19 protein-coding genes are annotated in these 19,092 nt (G+C 70.4%); 14 read left to right on the top strand and 5 right to left on the bottom strand.

All coding sequences use genetic code 11. The features are described from left to right. The first annotated feature begins 52 nt into the window (after positions 1–52). From ACSDG8_RS03895 to ACSDG8_RS03880, 4 genes are all read left to right on the top strand, one after another. Entirely contained in the window at positions 53–1,456 is a 1,404-nt protein-coding gene (locus tag ACSDG8_RS03895; RefSeq protein ID WP_210891110.1) for a glycosyltransferase family 4 protein, read from the top strand. 460 nt (positions 1,457–1,916) lie between these two features. Continuing rightward, the gene (locus ACSDG8_RS03890) at positions 1,917–3,110 is read left to right on the top strand and encodes an alanine--tRNA ligase-related protein (protein ID WP_439427661.1); all 1,194 of its coding nucleotides are present in this window, start codon (positions 1,917–1,919) and stop codon (positions 3,108–3,110) included. A gap of 137 nt (positions 3,111–3,247) precedes the next feature. Further along, the gene (locus tag ACSDG8_RS03885; protein WP_210891114.1) at positions 3,248–4,708 is read left to right on the top strand and encodes an ATP-binding protein; all 1,461 of its coding nucleotides are present in this window, start codon (positions 3,248–3,250) and stop codon (positions 4,706–4,708) included. A gap of 16 nt (positions 4,709–4,724) precedes the next feature. After that, positions 4,725–6,545, top strand: coding sequence for an acyl-CoA dehydrogenase (locus ACSDG8_RS03880; RefSeq protein WP_210891116.1), 1,821 nt, complete (start codon positions 4,725–4,727; stop codon positions 6,543–6,545). A 735-nt stretch (positions 6,546–7,280) separates the two neighbouring features. On the opposite strand, the gene ACSDG8_RS03875 is transcribed toward ACSDG8_RS03880, so the two are convergent. Both ACSDG8_RS03875 and ACSDG8_RS03870 read right to left on the bottom strand, forming a co-directional pair. Beyond that, positions 7,281–7,415: a hypothetical protein gene (locus ACSDG8_RS03875; RefSeq protein WP_256440755.1), complete on the bottom strand. Its 135-nt coding sequence runs from the start codon at positions 7,413–7,415 to the stop codon at positions 7,281–7,283. 90 nt (positions 7,416–7,505) lie between these two features. Beyond that, positions 7,506–8,438, bottom strand: coding sequence for an SMP-30/gluconolactonase/LRE family protein (locus ACSDG8_RS03870; protein ID WP_210891610.1), 933 nt, complete (start codon positions 8,436–8,438; stop codon positions 7,506–7,508). A gap of 96 nt (positions 8,439–8,534) precedes the next feature. Here ACSDG8_RS03870 and ACSDG8_RS03865 point away from each other — a divergent pair, with 96 nt between their 5' ends. Together ACSDG8_RS03865 and fxsT are read left to right on the top strand one after the other, a co-directional pair. Then, positions 8,535–9,005, top strand: coding sequence for an Lrp/AsnC family transcriptional regulator (locus ACSDG8_RS03865; RefSeq protein ID WP_210891118.1), 471 nt, complete (start codon positions 8,535–8,537; stop codon positions 9,003–9,005). A 552-nt stretch (positions 9,006–9,557) separates the two neighbouring features. After that, on the top strand, positions 9,558–11,582 hold the full coding sequence (gene fxsT / locus ACSDG8_RS03860) for an FxSxx-COOH system tetratricopeptide repeat protein (protein WP_210891119.1): 2,025 nt from the start codon (positions 9,558–9,560) through the stop codon (positions 11,580–11,582). 171 nt (positions 11,583–11,753) lie between these two features. On the opposite strand, the gene ACSDG8_RS03855 is transcribed toward fxsT, so the two are convergent. Then, complete coding sequence (locus tag ACSDG8_RS03855; protein WP_210891121.1) at positions 11,754–12,500, bottom strand: GntR family transcriptional regulator; 747 nt, start codon at positions 12,498–12,500, stop codon at positions 11,754–11,756. Between the two features lie 176 nt (positions 12,501–12,676). On the opposite strand from ACSDG8_RS03855, the gene ACSDG8_RS03850 reads away from it, so the two are divergent. The 5 genes from ACSDG8_RS03850 (at position 12,677) to pyrE (ending at position 15,460) form a co-directional block, all read left to right on the top strand. Then, positions 12,677–13,867 (top strand): helix-turn-helix domain-containing protein, encoded by a 1,191-nt coding sequence (locus ACSDG8_RS03850; protein WP_210891123.1) that lies wholly within the window; start codon positions 12,677–12,679, stop codon positions 13,865–13,867. A 223-nt stretch (positions 13,868–14,090) separates the two neighbouring features. Further along, positions 14,091–14,531 carry a hypothetical protein gene (locus ACSDG8_RS03845; protein ID WP_374223505.1) on the top strand — a complete coding sequence of 147 codons (441 nt, stop codon included), beginning with the start codon at positions 14,091–14,093 and terminating at the stop codon, positions 14,529–14,531. After that, positions 14,528–14,746, top strand: a complete 219-nt coding sequence (locus tag ACSDG8_RS03840; protein WP_013477111.1) for a hypothetical protein — start codon at positions 14,528–14,530, stop codon at positions 14,744–14,746. The genes ACSDG8_RS03845 and ACSDG8_RS03840 overlap by 4 nt, the downstream gene beginning before the upstream one ends. After that, positions 14,743–14,916, top strand: a complete 174-nt coding sequence (locus ACSDG8_RS03835; RefSeq protein WP_166456489.1) for a hypothetical protein — start codon at positions 14,743–14,745, stop codon at positions 14,914–14,916. The genes ACSDG8_RS03840 and ACSDG8_RS03835 overlap by 4 nt, the downstream gene beginning before the upstream one ends. Before the next feature lie 19 nt (positions 14,917–14,935). Next, complete coding sequence (pyrE, locus tag ACSDG8_RS03830; RefSeq protein ID WP_210891125.1) at positions 14,936–15,460, top strand: orotate phosphoribosyltransferase; 525 nt, start codon at positions 14,936–14,938, stop codon at positions 15,458–15,460. A 31-nt stretch (positions 15,461–15,491) separates the two neighbouring features. Here pyrE and ACSDG8_RS03825 read toward each other — a convergent pair whose 3' ends face one another. After that, positions 15,492–16,076 (bottom strand): GIY-YIG nuclease family protein, encoded by a 585-nt coding sequence (locus tag ACSDG8_RS03825; protein ID WP_210891127.1) that lies wholly within the window; start codon positions 16,074–16,076, stop codon positions 15,492–15,494. A 59-nt stretch (positions 16,077–16,135) separates the two neighbouring features. Here ACSDG8_RS03825 and ACSDG8_RS03820 point away from each other — a divergent pair, with 59 nt between their 5' ends. Beyond that, positions 16,136–16,579 carry a YunG family protein gene (locus tag ACSDG8_RS03820; RefSeq protein WP_307856158.1) on the top strand — a complete coding sequence of 148 codons (444 nt, stop codon included), beginning with the start codon at positions 16,136–16,138 and terminating at the stop codon, positions 16,577–16,579. A 64-nt stretch (positions 16,580–16,643) separates the two neighbouring features. Beyond that, the gene (locus ACSDG8_RS03815; RefSeq protein WP_210942667.1) at positions 16,644–17,006 is read left to right on the top strand and encodes an antibiotic biosynthesis monooxygenase; all 363 of its coding nucleotides are present in this window, start codon (positions 16,644–16,646) and stop codon (positions 17,004–17,006) included. A gap of 46 nt (positions 17,007–17,052) precedes the next feature. On the opposite strand, the gene ACSDG8_RS03810 is transcribed toward ACSDG8_RS03815, so the two are convergent. Beyond that, a complete protein-coding gene (locus tag ACSDG8_RS03810) occupies positions 17,053–18,084 on the bottom strand; it encodes a hypothetical protein (protein WP_210891131.1) in 1,032 nt (343 codons plus the stop codon). Positions 18,085–18,165: 81 nt separating this feature from the next. Between ACSDG8_RS03810 and ACSDG8_RS03805 the strand changes: the two genes are divergently transcribed. Further along, positions 18,166–19,089, top strand: coding sequence for an AEC family transporter (locus ACSDG8_RS03805; RefSeq protein ID WP_210891133.1), 924 nt, complete (start codon positions 18,166–18,168; stop codon positions 19,087–19,089). Positions 19,090–19,092 lie beyond the last annotated feature (3 nt).

The raw sequence follows: 19,092 nt of genomic DNA, 5'->3' as shown, positions 1-19,092 counted from the left end.
TCCCCGTACACTCGCGCCCGTCCGGGCGTACGGGTGAAGGGGTGGAACGCCGATGCGGCGCGACGACACGACGCGGCTCCGCCGGCGCGTGGTCATGCTCGTCGACAACGCGGTCGACTGTGACTCGCGGGTGCAGAAGGCGGCCCGCTCGGCCGCCGACGCCGGCTGGCACGTCACGCTGATCGGCTGCGCCCACGTCGACGCCGAACGCCGCTGGCGGCTCGGCGACGCCGAGGTACGCGTCCTGCCGCTCGCCGCCGCACCGGCCGGCGTTTCCGGTCTCGGGGGCGGCGTCTCCGCTTCGGGCCGGGACATCGGTTCGCGCGGCGGCTCCGGCCTGCGGGGCGTGTCCGGACTGCGGGCTCGGCTTTTGGCCCGGGGCGGGCTGCCGTTGCGCGCGGCGCGACTGGCCCGCCGGCCGGTCGAGAACGCCGAGGTCCGCTACTGGCGCGCCCGGCTGCGCGACGGGGCCTGGCGGCAGCTGGAGCCGGGGCTCTGGGACTACGAACGGGTCACCGGACCGGTCGTCGACGACCTGCGCCCCGACCTGATCCACGCGCACGACTTCCGGATGCTCGGCGTGGCCGCCCGCGCCGTGGACCGCGCCCGCGCCGCCGGACGCGACATCAAGCTGGTCTGGGACGCGCACGAGTGGCTGCCCGGCGCGCGACCGCGTAGCGACAACGTCCGCTGGCTGCCCGCCCACCTCGGTTACGTCCGCGAGTACGTCGGCCACGCCGACGCGGTGGTCACCGTCTCCGACACGCTCGCCGACCTGTTGGTACGCGACCACGCCCTGCCCGAACGCCCGACCGTGATCCTCAACGCCCCGGTCACCGCCGCCCTCGATGAGGACGCCCCCGACCTGCGGAAGCGGTGCGGTCTGCCCCAGGGCACGCCGCTGCTCGTCTACAGCGGGGCGATGGCGGTCCAGCGCGGCGTGGACACGGTGGTCGAGGCGTTGCCGCTGCTGCCCGGCGTACACCTGGCGCTTGTCGTCGCCGCCCCGGACGCCGCCTACGTCCGCCAGGTCGTCGCCCGCGGGGCCCGGCACGGGGTGGGTGACCGGTTGCACGTGCTGCCGTACGTGCCGCACCGCCAGCTCGTCGCGTTCCTCGCTACCGCCGACATCGGGCTGATCCCGCTGCACCACTGGCCCAACCACGAGATCGCGTTGATCACCAAGTTCTTCGAGTACGCGCACGCGCGGCTGCCGATCGTGGTCAGCGACGTACGCACCATGGCCGATACGGTCCGCGCCACCGGCCAGGGCGAGGTGTTCCGCGCCCGTGACGCCGCCGACCTGGCCCGCGCGGTCCGGGCGGTCCTCGCTGACCCGGCCCGTTACCGCGCCGCCTACGAGGGCCCGGACTCGCCGCTGCCCGGGTGGACGTGGGGGGCGCAGGCCGAGCGCCTGGACGCGCTCTACCGCCGCCTGCTCACTCCCACCCGCTGACGCCAGCTCCGGTGGAACACCACGGGTGTCTCCGGCCCGTTTTGACACCCATGACGTTCCACCCCCGCCTTGGGGCGGCCATGGTCAACTCCAGTTCGGGGAAGTGGCGGCATCCGAGTGCCGGTAAACCCTCCATTTCGGGGAAGTGGTGTTGATCTTGCGCGGGCCGGGGTGCGGGGCGCGCGGGGCACGTGGGGCGCGCGGGGCGCGGTGCGGGGCGCGCGGGGCACGCGGAAAAGGGCTGGGCGGGACAGTCGGGCCGGGCTACCGTCGGTGTATGCAGAGCAGGCGCACCTTTACCGCCGCGGCCGCGCGAGCTTCCCGCTCGCCGGTTGCCGCCGCCTGAACCTGCCCCACACCCACGCCGGCGACCGGAAACGGTCCGCCGGCGTCGTCGTGTCGACGCTGTGAAGCGCGCGCGGCGGGCCGTCCGGTCACCCGTACCCGGAAGGCACCCGCCATGACACCCGACGACATCACCCGGACGTTCCTCGACCACTACCACCGGCACGACCATCGGGACGCGCCGGAGACTTCACTCATTCCGCCGCCCGGAGACCCGGTGCTGTTCACCACGTCCGGCATGCACCCGCTCACGCCGTACCTGCTGGGGCGACCGCACCCGGGCGGACGGCGACTGGCGAACGTGCAGCGGTGCCTGCGCACCACGGACCTGGACGAGATCGGCGACGACACGCACCTGACCGTGTTCCAGATGCTCGGCTCCTGGTCGCTCGGCGACTACGACATCGCGACCAGCCTCCGCTGGGGTTTCGACCTGCTCACCGACGGGTTCGGCATCCCGGTGGAGAGGCTGCACGCCACGGTCTTCGGTGGCGGCAGCGGTGAAGGCCCGGACGACATCGCGCGGGACACCTGGACCGGGCTCGGCGTGCCGGTGGAGGCGCTGGGCGAGGACAACTGGTGGTCCAACGGCCCGACCGGTCCCTGCGGACCGGACTCGGAGATCTTCGTGTGGACCGGCGACGGCCCGCCCACCGGCACACCCAGTACCGACGCGCGCTGGGTGGAGGTGTGGAACCACGTGCAGATGCGCTACCACAGGCACCCCGACGGGCGGCTCACGCCGCTGCCGCACTTCAGCATCGACACCGGTATGGGCCTGGAACGGCTGGAGATGGTGCTGCGCGGCGACCGGTCCGTGTTCACCGGCGACGGACTGCGGCCGTGGGTGGACGCGGTCCGCGACCGGTGGGACCTGCGCGGTGAGGACCTGCGCGTGGTCTCCGACCACCTGCGGTCCGCGGTGGTCGTGCTCGGTGACGGGGTACGCCCCGGCAACACCGGTCGCGGGTACGTGCTGCGGCGGCTGCTGCGCCGCGCGCTGACGGTGCTGTGGCGCGACGACCCGGCGCGCAGCCTCGGCGGGCTGCCGCCCGAGCTGTACGCGGACACGCTGCGTCGCTTCCGCCAACTGCCCGGTCCGGGCACGCCGCCGGTCGACGTCGGCTCGCTGCACGCGACGCTCGTGGACGAGGAGCGCCGCTTCCGTGGGCTGCTGCGACGCGGACGGCCCCTTGTCGACCGGGTACGGGAGCGCGGCCCGTTGACCGAGCGCGACTACCACTGGCTGCACGACACCCACGGGCTGCCCCGCGACCTGGTCGACGGCCTGCTCGCCGAGACCAGCTGAGCAGCAGCCGGGGTGAGCAAGGGCCGGCCGGGCGGCAGCAGCCGGCGCAGCGGTGGCCGCCCGGCCGGGCCGGTGCCAGACTCGGAGGCGGACGCCACGCGAGGGAAGCGGACGCCGCCGTGAGGAGAGGGCTGCCGATGACCGAGGTACGGCCGGACGAGGAGACGGTGCCGCTGCTCGGCGCCGAGGTGCGTATCGCCGACGCGGCCGGGCTGCTCGCCGCCGCCGTCGACGGGCCGGTGGAGTTGCTGGTCGACGGCGACTTCCCGGCCCCGGTGCGGGAGGTGCGCTGCACCGTACGCGCCGGCACCGCCGACGGGCAGCCGGCGCACCGCTTCGAGGCGTACCTGCGGGTGGAGAGCACCCCGGCGGGCCTGCTGGCCCTCGGTCTGGCCGGGCCGGTCGGCGTGCTGCTCGCCGAACGGCTGGCCGCCCGCGGCGGCGACGGCCCGGCCGCCACGGTGGGCCGGATGGCCGCGGAGGCCGGACGGCGGATCTGGCCGCGACCGGTCGCCACGCTCGCCGCGCCGCCCGGCGACGAGGCCGGCCGGGAGGTGCTGCGCGCGGCCCGGGAAGCGGGGCTGCGGCCGCGCGTCGACCAGGACAACGGCACGGTACGCATCCACGCCGACGTACCAAGCGCCGAGGTGGATGCGGCGCACCTGCGGGCGATGCTGGGCCTGCTGTTCCAGGCCGTACGCGAGTTGTCCGGCGACAGCGACGAGCCGACCGTGCTGCGCGGACGGACGTACCTCGTGGGGCGGCGACCGGTGACGGCGGCCGGGCCGCCCAGCGCGGCGGTGACCCTCGACCAGGTCGGCGGACTGTCCGACGTGGTCGCGCGGTTCCGCGAGGTGGCGGTGTCGTTCCGGCACCCCGCGGCGATGGCCCGGTGGGGCGCGCGCCGGCCCCAGGGCATCCTGATGTACGGGCCGCCGGGCACCGGCAAGACCATGCTGGCCCGCGCGCTGGCGAACGAGATCGGCGCGGACTTCGTGGAGATCCGCACCCCGGAGATCCTGGACAAGTACCTCGGCGGCTCCGAACGCAACATCAAGCGGATCTTCCGGGAGGCGCGCCGCTACCGGCGGCCCACCGTGATGCTGTTCGACGAGTTCGACTCGATCATCAGCTACGCCGGCGCCGGCGGGGACGCGGCCAGCCAGGCCGTCAACGCCGTCGCGGGCATCTTCAAGCAGGAGATGAACACGCTGTTCGAGGAGAACCCCGACGTCATCGTGGTGGCCACCACGAACTTCCCGCAGCGCGTCGACGCCTCGCTGATCCGCTCCGGCCGCTTCGACCTGAAGATCGCCATTCCGGCGCCGGACGACGCCGGACGCGCGGAGATCCTCGCCAAGATGGTCCGCGAGCTGATCGACCGGCACGAGCGGCCGGGCTTCCGGATGTTCGCCGACGACCTCGACCCGGCCGCGCTCGCGGCCGACACGGCCGGGCTGACCGGCGCGGACCTCCGCGAGGTGCTGCGGCGGGTGCAACTCGCCAAGGCACTCCGGGAGGCGGCGGAGGGTGCGCCGCCGGCTCCGATCGGTCAGGATGACCTGCGGGAGGCCGTCGCCGGGTTGCGCCGCGGCTGACCGGAAGGAGTCCACGTTGTCCTCGTCCGATCTGCTGCTGTCCCGCCGTGACCTCGCGTTCCTGCTGCACGACTGGCTGGACGTGACCCGGCTGACCGAGCGCCCCCGCTACGCCGAGCACACCCGGGAGACCGTCGACGCGGTGCTCGACCTCGCCGCCCAGGTGGCCGCCGAACGGTTCGCCCCGCACAACCGGGCCGCCGACACCGGTGAGCCCACGTTCGACGGGCAGCGCGTACGGACCATCCCGCAGGTGAAAGCCGCCCTGGAGGCGTTCGCCGAGACCGGGCTGCTCGCCGCCACCATGGACGAGTCGGTCGGCGGCCTGCAACTGCCGCACGCCGTGGCCGCCGCCGCGTTCGCCTGGTTCCAGGCCGCCAACGTGGGCACGTCGGCGTACCCGATGCTCACCCTCGGCAACGCCAACCTGCTGCTCGCCCACGGCAGCGCCGAGCAGATCGACACCTGGGTACGCCCGATGGTCGAGGGGCGGTTCTTCGGCACCATGTGCCTGTCCGAGCCGCAGGCCGGCAGCTCCCTGACCGACCTCACCACGCGGGCCGAGCCGCAGGACGACGGCACGTACCGGATCGTCGGCACCAAGATGTGGATCTCCGGCGGCGACCACGAGCTGGCCGAGAACATCGTCCACCTGGTGCTCGCCCGCATCCCCGGCGCGCCGCCCGGCGTGAAGGGCCTGTCGCTGTTCATCGTGCCGAAGCTGCTGCTCGACGACGACGGCAACCTCGGGCCGCGCAACGACGTGGTGCTGGTCGGGCTCAACCACAAGCTCGGCTACCGGGGCACCACGAACACGTTGCTGAACTTCGGCGAGGGCGTGCACCGGCCGTACGGGCGGGCCGGGGCGGTCGGCTACCTGGTGGGGCAGCCCCACCAGGGGCTCGCGGTGATGTTCCACATGATGAACGAGGCGCGCATCGGCATCGGGGCCGGCGCCACAGCACTCGGGTACACCGCGTACCTGAAGTCCGTCGCGTACGCCCGGCAGCGCCCGCAGGGCCGCCCGGTCGCCGACAAGGACCCCACCACGCCGCAGGTGCCCATCGTGGCCCACCCCGACGTACGCCGGATGCTGCTGGCCCAGAAGAGCTACGTGGAGGGCGCGCTCGCGCTGGTGCTCTACTGCGGACGGCTGTTGGACGAGCAGAAGACCGCGCCCGCCGAGGCCGACCGGGAACGGGCGCAGCTGCTGCTGGACCTGCTCACCCCGATCACCAAGAGCTGGCCGGCGCAGTGGTGCCTGGCCGCCAACGACCTGGCCATCCAGGTGCACGGCGGGTACGGCTACACCCGCGACTACGACGTCGAACAGCACTGGCGCGACAACCGGCTCAACGCCATCCACGAGGGCACCCACGGCATCCAGGCGCTGGACCTGCTCGGCCGCAAGGTCACCATGCGCGACGGCGCCGCGCTGGAACTGCTGCTGGAGACGATTCGCGGCACCGTCAGCCGGGCGTGGAAGGCCGACGGGTTCGCCTCCGAGCTGGCCGGACAGCTCGCCGCCGCGGTGGATCGGATCGCCGTGGTGACGCGGCGGTTGTGGGCGCCGGGCGATCCGGAGCTGGCGCTGGCGAACGCCTCGGTGTACCTGGAGGCGGTCGGGCACGTGGTGATCGCGTGGATGTGGCTGGAGCAGGTGCTGGCGGTGGAGGCGCTGGGGTCGCCGGACGGGGCCGAGGGGGAGTTCCTGGCGGGGAAGAGGCAGGCGGCGCGGTACTTCTACCGGTGGGAGTTGCCGAAGGTGGGGGCGCAGTTCGACCTGCTGGAAGGGCTGGACCGGACGACGCTGGACATGCGCGAAAGCTGGTTCTGAGCTGTGTGTCGGGCTAAGCCGGCCCTGCCGTCACCACCAGAGCCACTGAGCACCCTGTCGGTGATGCCTGGTCGTCGGGACGGTGTCGACCATCCCGTTACCGCGATGTTCCTTCGCAGCGCTACGGCATGCGGCTCTCGCGGCCTGACGCTCCCTGCTGGTCCAGACCGCGTGGACGAACCAACGCGGTGGGCCTCCGCCCTCGGCCAGCAATCGCAGGCCGGTTCGCGGGGACTGTGGACCGTCTTTGTCCGTACGAGACATGGTCGCCCCTTTCAGCCGCGGGCGCGGCCACCCGGGGTGAAACGAGCCTAGGCTGTGCGCCGTGGCAGGAATGACGTTGCTCCTGCTGTGCCCATGCGTGTTCTTCGTGTTGCTGTTCTTCGCCGCGACCGCGATCCTCTGGTTTCAGACCAAGCCGGGCAGCCGGTAGCTGAATCGGCCGTCGGAATGAGGGACGGTAGGGCCTCCGGCCCGAACCGGAGCCAGGTCTTCGGCAGGTTCAGAAGTCGCCGGCACGCCCGATCGTTCGGGGAGCATGCCGCGCTGATCGCGGCATGTGAGGACGTTCCTTCAATTAGCGCTATCGTTGGGTCGTGGATCGACCTCGTAGCGGCCTATCTCGCTCGCGGCGAAGAGCCTCCTGCTGAGCTGCTGGAGAAGACGAAAGAAACCAGTGACGCGTACGACGATGAGGTCCGCTACCTCGACGAGTAGGCCAGTCTCCGGACATCTCTACGGCTGACGCGACTCCAGATCTGCTCTGCCCTTGTCAGTGAGCGTGGCGCTGCTGGACCAGAACTCCAGGCTCTCGAAGCAGAGGATCAGGTCCTCGTTGCGCAGGCCGCGGATCAGATCCCGCCAAAGCACCTCCGGGTGTCCGGAAGGTGGCTCCTCTCCGAAGAACTCGGCCACCGGCGTGGGATCACCCGGATGCTCAACGCTGTACTGCTCCAGCGCTCACCGCCCTTCGCTGTCGGCGGGGCGAGGGTAGCGGGCGCCATTGAAGGTGACCCGCAGCGTGTACACGGAGCGCCCGGCGGTGATGAACAGCTGGTTGCGTTTCGGTCCGCCGAAGGTGAGATTGGCGACCGGTTCGGGCAGGAGCAACTTCCCGATGAGGGTGCCGTCGGGGTCGAAGCAGTGCACGCCGTCCCGCGCCGCGGCCCACAGCCGGCCGGTGTCGTCGATGCGCAGGCCGTCGAAGCGCCCGTTGTCACACTCGGCGAAGATCTTGCCGCCGCTGAGGGCCCCGTCGGCGGTTACCTCGAAGACACGGATGTGGCTGGGTTCCTGGCGGGTGTCGGCGATGAACAGCTGCTGTTCGTCCGGCGAGAAGGCAAGCCCGTTGGGGCGACAGAAGTCGTCGGCGACCACACGCAGGTCCCCGGTGGCGGGGTCAAGCCGGAACACGTAGCACAAGCCACCGAACTCGGGCTCGGCCTTGTTTCCTTCGTAGTCGCTGTTGATGCCGTAGATCGGGTCGGTGAACCAGATCGTGCCGTCGGCCCGTACGACGACGTCATTGGGGCTGTTGAGCTGCTTGCCGTCGTAGCGGTCTACCAGCACGGTGACAGTGCTGTCGTGCTCGGTGCGGGTCACCCGCCGGTTTCCCTGTTCGCAGGTGATCAGCCGGCCCTGCCGGTCAATGGTGTTGCCGTTGGCGTAGCCCGAGGGCTGGCGGAACACGCCGACCGTGCCGGTGGTCTCGTCCCAGCGCAGCAGCCGATCGTTGGGAATGTCGCTCCACACCAGATAGCGGCCGGCCGCGAAGTATGCCGGGCCTTCCGTCTTGCGGGCGCCGCCGTGCAGGACTTCCAAGACGAAGTCACCGTCGAGGTACCGGAACCTCTCATCCAACAGCCGGAACTCGGCAGGGAAATTGTCAGACACGCGGCCCTCCATCCGGAATGGTGTTCTGAGGAAGAGCATGATTGCCGAACCTGGTACGGTCAACCCGTTCGCCTTCCAGATCACGATGGGAACCTGATGGTTGACGGTACTGATCGCGCCCTGTTGACTCAGCTGCAGCGCGACGCGACCCAGTCCTACACCGCCTTGGGTGAGTCGGTCGGCCTGTCCGCAGGCTCGGCGCACGAACGCGTGCGCAAGCTGCGCGAGCGAGGCGTCATCCGCCGCACCACCGTCGACGTCGACCCCGCCGCCGTCGGCCGTGGCGTGCTCGCCTTCGTGATGCTTGGCGCTAATGCGTGGATGGGCGACACGGCCATCCGTGACGCGCTCGCGGCCCTACCCGAGATTCAGGAGGCGCACATCATTGCCGGCGCGGCGAGCGTGCTGGTGAAGATCCGCACCGCTACCACCGAAGACCTGCAAGCCGTGCTGAGGCGCCTCTTCGCGATCGACGGAGTTACCAGCACTCAGACCATCGTCGTACTGGAGTCGTTCTTCGAACGTCCTATCAACGTCAACGACCAGTGTCCCGACGGCCAGAAGTAAGCTGCGGTGCCTAGACAGAGCCGCACTCCACCTAGTCGAAGATCGGACGCACGCACATCGGCAGATCCGGATGTGTAAGAACGAGTCGCCGCGATGCCGGTATGGGATCTCGCCGACCCTGTAGGCGGGGTAGTTGAACGTGACCCGCGGGCGGGCGTCGTCCGGGTGAGTGCGGGTGATGAAGTCTCTTAGCGGTTCCAGGTCTCTCTGGTTGGCAGGGAGGTCACCCGTCGACGGGTACGCCCTCGGAAACTGGCCGGTCAGATCGCCGTGGCAGTGGGCCGAATCCCTCGGCTGACTGCTCTGCCCAAGGCTCCGACCGGCGGCGCCAACGCCGACCAGCGCCGTGTCGGGCCGTGCGAGGGGAGCAATCGAAGGCATTGGGCTTTCGCCTGTCTCGGTGTCCACAGGCGAGGATCCGCTCGGCGCATCCATCGACAAGGTGTAAAGTCTAAGATCCACGGATCGCCGTTGACGCGCTCATTGAAGGCGGGGTAACGGTTGAGAGGAATCGCGCGGTGGCTAGTAGCTACCGGTGCCAGCGCAATGCTGGTGGCAGCGACCTGGCTCGTGTGCCAGGTGTGGGCTGATTTGGACGTGCAGACATCAGCAACGGTAGCCGCACTCGTATGCCCGGTCATCGGTGCGGCGCTGGCTGCCTGGGCCAGCAATTCGGGGGACCAGAAGCCTGCCGCGAGATCCGCTCCTTCGAGTGGACGTCGCGAAGTTGTCAACAACCTCCCGCCGCGCAACCGCTCTTTCGTCGGGCGAGACGCTCAACTCGCCGCTTTTGAGAACGGCCTGGAGAGGCGGACGTCGGCGGTCGTGCAGGTGCTGCATGGAATCGGCGGTGTCGGAAAAACCACGTTGAGTATCGAATACGCCTACCGTCGCATGGGAAGCTACGACTTCATCTGGTGGATCGACGCGGAGACGCCCTCGATGATCGGTGGCCAGATGGCGTCGTTGGGCGTCGAGGCCGGGTGGATGAAGGCGGCGGCCGACATCCCGTCTGCGCTCCGTGAGGTGAGCCTCCAGTTGGCACGCACCGATCGATGGCTGCTGATCTTCGACAACGCCGAGGATCCGGTCTCGCTGGCGCAGTGGGTGCCTCAGGGGCCGGGCCACGTCATCGTCACCTCCCGGAATCCTGCCTGGGAGATGGTCGGCGGTCCGGTTGCCGTGAACCCGTTCTCTCGAGCTGAATCGGTGGCCCTCATGAGACGTCTCTCGCCCACGTTGAGCAGCGGTGAGGCGAACGACATCGCCGGCCGCCTGGAAGATCTGCCCTTGGCGGTCGCACAGGCGTGCTCTCTCATGAACGAAACAGGTATGTCGGCAGCGGAGTACCTCAAGGAACTGGATCGCAACGGGAGAGAGCTGCTGGAGAACGGGCGCCTGCCGACGTACCCCACGCCGCTGACTCAGGTGGTGGTGACCGCTCTTCGGCGGATGGAGGGAGACTGCCCGGCAGCCGTTCAGCTTCTTGAGATTTGCTCGATGATGGCGGCCGAGCCGATCCCGGTGGAGTTGTTTTCTCCAGAGATCAGCACTGTCCTGGCCGAGCCGCTGGCAGGGCAGTTGCAGACGACGCTGGGGATGCGCCGGACGCTCGGGTGGATCTCGCGCTACGGCGTGGCCCGGGTAGATGAGAAGTCGATTCTGCTTCACCGGCTCGTGCAACTGGTGATCAGCGGAAGTATCGACGCGGAACGCCGCCCAGAGATTCGTCGGTGGGCCGACGAGGCTCTTGCGAACCTGTGCCCGGCCGACACCAGGAGCACTTCTTCCTGGGAACTCTGGGACCGGCTGATGCCACATTTACTGGCGAGCGACCTCGTCGATACTCCATCAAGAGCTCTGCGATCTGCGGCTTATAGGCTGGCTTGGTATCTGAACGAGCGTGGCGAACTGGAACGCAGCCGCGAGCTCGCTGCCACCTTCTACGAGCACTGGCGGGTCTCCCTCGGCCCCAATGATCCGCAGACTCTCTCCGCCGCCCACACCCTGGGTAGTGCGTTGTGGCGGCAGGCGCGGTACGCGGAGAGTCAGGACGTGGCCGTCGAGGTGTACAAGCGGAGCAGTCAGGTCTTCGGAAATGATCATTTGTCGACGCTCAACGCAGCGGATCACGTCGCATCCAATCTCCGGGAGCTCGGAAAGCCACGAGAGGCTCGTGCCCTGCACGAGGACACCCTGAAGCGGAAGACGCGGATTTTCGGTGATGAGCACCTGGAGACGCTGGGAACCGCGCACAATCTTGCTCTGGATCTTCGGGCCCTCGGTCTGCACGAGGAAAGCTTGATCCTCAACCAGGAGACCTACGTGCGTCGGCGGAGGGTACTCGGCGACGATCACCCCCATACGCTGCTCTCGGCCCATGACGTGGCGGCTGGCCTGCTTGCTGTCGGTCGCGCCGATGAGGCGCTGGCTCTTTGTCGGGAGACGTTGACCAGGCGGATCGAGGTGCTCGGGGAGGAGCATCCGGAGACGGTGAAGACGGTGCGTCTTACGGACCAGATCCTGTCGGCCGCAGCCGAGGACACCCGATCTCCGATGCCAGGCCTCATGCCGTAACCGTCACTGCATGAGGCACCTGTCAGCATCCCTGTCTGCGCTGGGACGCAAGCAGTGGGTCCGCGGTGGTGTCGCAGGGACCGGTGCGAGCCTGTCGGTGCAGGCCGCCACAGCCACCCCATGGCCCTGCGCTTCGGTGGCGAAGCCTTCGCCGAATGGTTCCCGCCCTCGTCAGTCGATGGGGAGACGGTAGACGAGGTCGTATCGACCGCCGGGCAGCACGATGTCGGCCGTCTCCACCGGCGTACCGCCCGCCGTGTAGGTCCGCTCGATGGTGTGCACGAACGTGCGGGCCGGCAGGTGGAGCGCCTCGACCTCGTCGGCCGTCGCTGATCGAAGGCTGACGCGTTCCACGACCTCGTGGACCCGTACGCCGATGGCGTCCATGCGGGCGACGACGCCCTTGATTTCTCTGTCCTCGGGCCACTCGATCGGAGTGCCCTTGGTGAGGGCAAGTGGTTCGTGCGACACGGAGAGCTGTATCGGTTCGCCGTCGGCGAGGAAACGGTACGACGTCCGCATCACCGGCGCTCCCGGCTCGATGCCGAGCCGGGCGGCAATCCGCTCATCGGCTCGCTCATGTCGGCTGTCGTGCTTCCAGGTGCCCTGCTGCCCGGCGCCGGCCGCGTCGCGCGCGAACGGGGACGTCGGGCCGTCGCCAAAGCGGACGTCTCGGCCTCGGGCGTGACGGACCAGCCGGGTGGTGTCCCGGACGTACACGCCGGATCCGGCGCGACCCTCCACGATGCCTTCGCCCTTCAGTACGGCAATGGCCCACTTGGCGACGGTCCGGCTCACGTCGTACTGGCGCATCAGGCCGGACTCGGACGGCAACTTGGCCCCAGCGGGCAGCTCTCCGGACAGGATCGCGGCGCGTAGGTCGGCGGCGATAGCCAAGTAGGCGGGCGGCGTTGGCATGTCGGCGGCACCTCCGGTCAGCTCATCCAGTCGACCACAGAGCGCGGGGGATCGGCAGGTAGGAACCGCCTCGACGTCAGTACAAGAGCACCGATCCACGTACACTGACGCGTGGGCATGCCGGCTCACCGGCCGGTGCCGCAGTCCCAGCCCTCGTCCTGGGAGGCAGGCGAGACATGGCGAGCAAGGCCGACACGATCGGCGCCCGGATCCGCTACTGGCGGATGCGCCGTGGCGGGATGAGCCAGGCCGTCCTCGCCGGGCTCGCCGGAGTCAGCCAGTCCTACATTTCCCAGGTCGAGTCCGGCCGCAAGACGATCGACAGACGGTCTACCCTGGTCGCCGTCGCCGCCGCGTTGCAGATCACTGTTGCGGACCTGCTCGGTCAGGGCACCGAGACGGGTGATCCGGCGCGTGAGCGTGCGGCGGAGTGCGTGCCGGCGATCTGGTCGGCGCTGATCGAGATCGAGGACGGCGAGCGGCGGCCGTCGAGCCTCACCCGGGAAGAACTGGCGGCGGGTATCGCGCGCAGTGAGCAGCTTCGCCACCGCTCGAACTTCCCGGCCATGGCCCAGATGCTGCCCGGCCTGCTGCTGGAGGCTGCTGCGGCGGGCGGACCCGCGCTCGCTCAGGTGGCGTACCAGGCATCGGCCTGCCTGCGGCACCTCGGGTACCGCCACTTGGCGTTGAACGCGGCGCGGGTCGCGGTCGCGGCGGCCGAGGACGTCGAGGAGGCGGCATGGCTGGGCGCGACCCGTTTCGCGTACGCGCAGAGCCTGCCGATCGAGTCGGCTCCGCTCGCCGCGCGGGCGGCTGACCGGTCTCTCGCGGAACTTCAGTCCGCCGCCTCGGACGAGCGGGTCCGGCAGATGCTCGGCCAGTTGCACCTGTCGGCGGCTCTCGCCTCGACAGTCAGCGGGCGCCCGGACGTCGCGCGCGACCATCTGACCGAGGCTGCCCGGGAAGCGGCGACCCTCGGCGACCCGGCGGACGGCATGGGATTCAACGGCTGCGGGTTCGGGCCGACGAACGTGACGCTGTGGGAGATGTCCATCGCCGCCGAGTCCGGCGAGCCCGGCCGGGTGATCGAACTGTCCCGCACGGTACGGCCGCAGGTGTTGGCGGCGTCGATCCGGCAGATGTCGTACTGGCTCGACCTCGGGCGGGCGCTGGCCGATTCCGGTCGCCGGGACAACGAGGCGATCGCGGCGTTCGTGCGCGCGGAGCAGGCCGCGCCGGTGCCTTTCTCCCTCAACCCGCTCGCCCAGGACGCGGTCGTCGCGATGGCGCAGCGAGCCAAGCGCCGCGCCGTGCCGAACGAGTTGCGCCTGCTCGCCGGGCGGCTGGGCATAAGCCTGGCGGCATAACCAGCGGTAATTTCTCCATCACCATGCGGCCCTAGTGTCCGATTTCGGTGAGGAGACGCCTCATCCTGCTGGGCGCGACGTCGCACTCCCTTGTGAAGTGATCCGTCGCGCCGGAGCGGACGGAGGTGGTGATGGGCGGTCGGAACGGCTGGCACCGAACGGGCCAGGAGGCGCAGACGGCCGAGTGGGAGGCGGCGAAGCGGCGGATCCTCGCGCTGGCTGAATCGGATCACTCGCAGGCAGCGCCCGGCGAGTCGGCAGCGACCCAAGCGCCGCGCCGGGACGCCGACGGCGTCACACCCGCCGCGCGGCGCCTGCCGTACGAGGGCTACCTCCTCGCTGTCGCGTCGACGCTCGCACGTCGGCATCGCCCGGCCTGGTCGTGGCGGAAGTGGCGGTGGGTGTGCCGCTGCGGTGCGGACCTTCCGTGCCGGAACCGCCACCGCGTACCGATCAATCGCGGTCACTGGCCGTCGCAGGAGGACCAGTGACGACTGCGGAACAGGCGATCCTGGCGGTGCACGTACGGGGTCTGGACGGGATGTGCGTGGGTTGCCGGCTGTGGTGGGCGCGGCTGACTCCGTACCCCTGCTGGCAGGTCGCGTGGGCGACGAGCCGGCAGGCGCGCGCGAGCGTCGCCCGCTTCCTGGGGGTGCGCGGGTGAGCACCCACGGGCCGGTGCTGCCGGTCTGGACGTGCGGTGGATGCGGTGCGCCGTGGCCGTGCGCGACGCGGCGGCGGGAGTTGCTTGCGGAGTACGAGGGCGCGCCGGTGTCGCTGGCGGTGTACCTGGGGGCGCAGTTGGTGCGGGCGACGGCGGATCTGAGTTGGGCGCCGGCGGGGACGTTGCATCGGCGGTTCCTGGGGTGGCTGCGGTGAGCGTGTTGCGGGCCGGCGACGAGAAGTTCCACTACAGCGACGGGTCGCACCGGTGGACGGCGCCGGATCCGGAGTACGACCAGGAGGTGTGGGAGGAGCAGGTCCGCCAGCACAAGCTGGGGCACCTGCGCAACGAGCGCCCGAGGGTACGCATCCGGCGGATCGGGTGACGGGTGCGAGACTGGGCCGGTGACTCACCTGCTCGCGCGCCGCGTCTACGACACCTGCCATCTCACCGGAGAGTTCCGTCTCCGGTCGGGGCAGGTCAGCGACGAGTACTTCGACAAGTACCTGTTCGAGGGGAAGCCGGATCTGCTGCGCGACGTCGCCGAGGCGATGGTGGCTCTGCTGCCGGAGTGCGACGTGCTGGCGGGGATGGAGATGGGTGGCATTCCGCTCGCCACGGTGATGTCGCAGCTGACCGGGCTGCCGACGGTCTTCGTGCGCAAGCAGGCCAAGGATTACGGCACCGCGAAGGTGGCCGAGGGCGGGCCGGTGAGCGGTCTGCGGGTCGTCGTGATCGAGGACGTCGTGACCACGGGAGGCGCGCTGCTGGCGTCGTGCGGACACCTGCGGTCCGTCGGCGCGCAGGTCGAGACGGTGGTCTGCGCCATCGACCGCGAGCAGGGCGGCCGCGAGAACCTGGCGGCCGAAGGGCTGCACCTCCGCGCAGCCCTCACCCGCCGGGACCTGGAAGCCGCACTGACGGCGTGAGGCTCGACCTCCACCAGCAGTGTGCCGGGCGTCAGGGCTCGACCGGGCCGCTGCTGACGTTGTACGAGTTCTTGGCGGCTACCACTGCCGCCTGGATGTGCTCGGGGTCGACGCCGTGGACGTTGAGCGGCGGGTGCAGACGCCGGACGAGTTCGGCCTCGATCTCGGTCGGCTCGGGGTCCTCCGCCCAGGTCAGGCGCAGGTGCGTGTGCATCCACGCGGTCAGCCGCGCCTCGTCCTCGGGGACCAGGACGACCCGGTCGGTCCAGGTCGTCCGGTAATTCTCGGACACGAGGAGCCCGGCCAGCGTGCGGCGCAGCGTCGAGCTGCCCGAGCGTCGCAGGTGGTTGCGCAGGATCCGGCCCCGCAGGCTGGTGGCTCGCCCGAGATAGAGCATCCGCCGCGACGGGTCGCTGTCGTTCGGCGGCCCGGGAAGGTCGGGGAGGACCGAGGGCGGGGCCCACCAGGCGTAGACGCCGCTGCCACGGGCGAGCCGCTTGACGGCGACGTCGAGCGCGACCGGCGGGCCGGAGAGCAGCCGCAGGGCTTCGTCGACCCGTTCTTCGCGGGTCGGGACGTCGGCGGGTCGCCGTTCGGGGAAGGTCACCGGGACCATCCTAGGCGCGTGGCGGTACCCCTTGACTCTCGACCCGGTCGAGGGCCGACCCTTCCCGGGTGACGTATGAGGAGCACGACCGGCGATCAGTCCCGCTCGCGATCGACCTGGAGATGCTGCGGCCGGTGCTGCGCGCGAGCTGGGGAGCGGACACCTGCGACCCGCACGACGTGGAGGATTGGCACGCCGGCAACGCGGCACGTGGCCAGTGCGGGGTGACCGCGCTGATCATCCAGGACCTGCTCGGCGGGGAGCTGATCCTCGGCGAGGTCCGCGCCGGAGACGCCAAGGTCGGCCACCACTACTGGAACCGGCTGGCCGACGGCCGCGAGGTGGACCTGACGGCTGACCAGTTCCACCCACCGGAAGTCGTTGTCGGCGGCCAGGCTCAGCAACGCCCGCCGGGCCCACCGGAACGGTGCCGCCGGCAGTACGAGATCCTGCGGGACCGGGTCTTCGTAGCCCTCTACGGCGGCAGGTCAGTGAACCGATCTGCCTCTTGATGTCAACTCCGGTTGAGGTTGCAGGATGGCGGCGACCTGCCCCTGCGTGATGAGGAGTGCGTACGTGAGCGTCGACGTCAGCTTCCACTCGATCATCGACTACACGGTTGACGGACCCGGCACCCAACAGGAGCTGGTAGCGGCCTTCGCCGAGATCCAGGAGCGCTGGGTGCGCTTCTACCCCGGCTACCAGTCGGCCCGCTTCTACCTGAGCACCGACGGCACCCGGGTCTACACGATCGTGCGGTGGGCCAGCGAGGCGGACTACCGCAATTTCGTGGAAACCTCGGACACCGCGGGTCGAATGGCCGCCATCTCTCAGGCCCTGGAGGGCCTGTCCGGCAAGGCCGAAGCGCGTATGAGTGGCGTTCCCACGTACACCGTCGCCCACGAGGTCGGCCCAGGGCCACGGCGTCTCGACATCTGATCAAGAGGTGTGGGACGAGCGGGCTCTCGACGGGCGATCAAACGGCTCAGCGCCCACCCCGCCACTGCGCGTCGCGCCGGGCCTGGAGGCGGCGGTGCTTCTCGGTCGCCTCGGCGGCCTGCCGGCGGAGTGTCCCGACCCACGGGTACGACCCGGGGTGGTCGAGCAGATGGTCCCAGATCGCGCCGAGAGCGAAGGCGTGCCGGCCGAGCACTCCCTCGTGCCGCAGGGTGAAGCCGCCCAGGCCGGAGATCAGCCGGACCGTGCTCGGCCGGCCGTCCGGCAGCGTGACGAGCGGTTCAGGGAACATCGGCTCATCCGCGGTCGTCCACGTCCAACGCAGGGTCTCGTCGTCGATTCGTTCCAGCCGGATCGCCAGGTCACCGGCCGGCACCACAGTCGCCGGGACCTCGACCGGCGTGGGCCGGTGACGCACCACCGTCACCCGGTCCAGGTCGGCGTCGTCCTCGTGCGGGTCGGCCGACGGTGGCAGCATCGCCGGGCGGGCGGACGGACGCGGGACCAGGGACAGCAGAGCCCACTCGGCGGCCCCGGCCGGATTCTGCTCCCGCTGCTCCCAACCGCGATCATCCGGGCCAGCCAGCACGGTGTGCCAACGTGTCGCCTCGGTGACCGCCCAGATGTGCAGCTCATGCCGCTCGGGCGGGTCGTCGTCGGTGCGTACCGACTCGTGCAACCGGTTGCGGGCGTGCGCCCGCACCCGGATCAGCCCGCGGGGGACGGCGACGTCGGTGAGCGCATCCGGAGGACCGCCCATCAGGCCGACGACCGACAGCAGGCCGGTGGGGCTCCAGAGGGTCGCCTCGCTGACAAAGTCCCACCCGTCCTCGACGTCCGCCGGTGGGCCGGGCAGGACACGCGCGCGCATCTCGATCCAGCCGGTGTGGATGCCGCAGAAGCCGGTGAACTGGGAGGGGCCGCCGGGGTGCAAGAGTTTGTCGCCGACCGTGTAGATGGGCATGCCGGTTTCCCACGGCACGGTGGACACGTCGTACTGGCAGTAGCTGACGAAGACCCGCGTCCAGTCGGGTTGTTGTCCGTGGCGCGTGTCGACCATCACCGCATCGTAATCGCGTCCTGATCGGACGGTGGGGGCGTCGTGCTCGCCCGGTCCGGACGGGATGCGAGGCTGACCGCGATGAGCATGGCGTCGGCGTTCGTACCGATCTGGGTCCTCACCGCGGTCGGCTACGCGGCCTGTCGCTGGGGCCTGCTGGGCGAGGCGGCGGCGTCGGTGCTCGGCCGGTTCGTGTTCCAGCTCGCGATGCCGGCCGCTCTGTTCCTGGCCCTGGCCCGGATGCCGCTGTCCGGGTTCGCCGGCCGTTCGTTGCTCGCCTTCGGGGTGAGCACCGTCGCTGTGGTCGCGGTCGGGTGGGTGGGCGCGAGCCGGCTGTTCGGTAGCGAGCCCGGCGAGCGGCCGATCTGGGGCATGGCCGCCGGGTACGTGAACTCGGCGAACCTGGGCATCCCGATCGCGACGCAGGTTCTCGGCGACGTGTCGTTCCTGGCGGCGGTGGTGCTGCTTCAGGTGCTGGTGGTGGCGCCGGTGATCGTTGTCGCCCTCGACCGGCACAGCGACCCGGACGGGCGGGTGCGGGTGCGCCGGATCGCTTCTCTGCCCGTACGCAATCCGGTGATCCTGGCGTCGCTGCTCGGTGTCGCCTGCTCGGCTGAGGGCGTGCGTCTGCCGTCGGCGGCCGTCGCGCCGCTGACCCTGCTGGCGGGCGCCGCGGTTCCGGCCGCGCTGGTCGCGCTCGGCGCGTCGCTGCGCCGCACGGGGCCGTCGCCTGCCGAGCCGGCCGCGCCCGCCGCGCTCGCCGTGATCACCGCGCTGAAGCTGGTCGCACAGCCGGTCATCGCGTACGCGGCCGGGCTGGCCCTGGGCCTGTCCGCGCCGCAGGTGTTCGCGGTGGTGGTGTGCGCGGGCCTGCCGACGGCGCAGAACACGTTCATCTTCGCCCAGGAGTACGGCGTCGGTGAGACGGTGGCCAACCGGTCGGTGGTGGTGACCACGACGCTGTCGCTGGTCACTGTGGCCGCGGCGGCGGCGCTGCTCGGGTAGCTA

It is taken from the genome of Micromonospora sp. LA-10 (assembly GCF_051853095.1).
In the GTDB taxonomy this organism is placed as follows: domain Bacteria; phylum Actinomycetota; class Actinomycetes; order Mycobacteriales; family Micromonosporaceae; genus Micromonospora; species Micromonospora echinospora_A.
The sequence above is the reverse complement of the archived record's forward strand: the minus strand, read 5'-3'. Positions and strand labels throughout refer to the sequence as shown.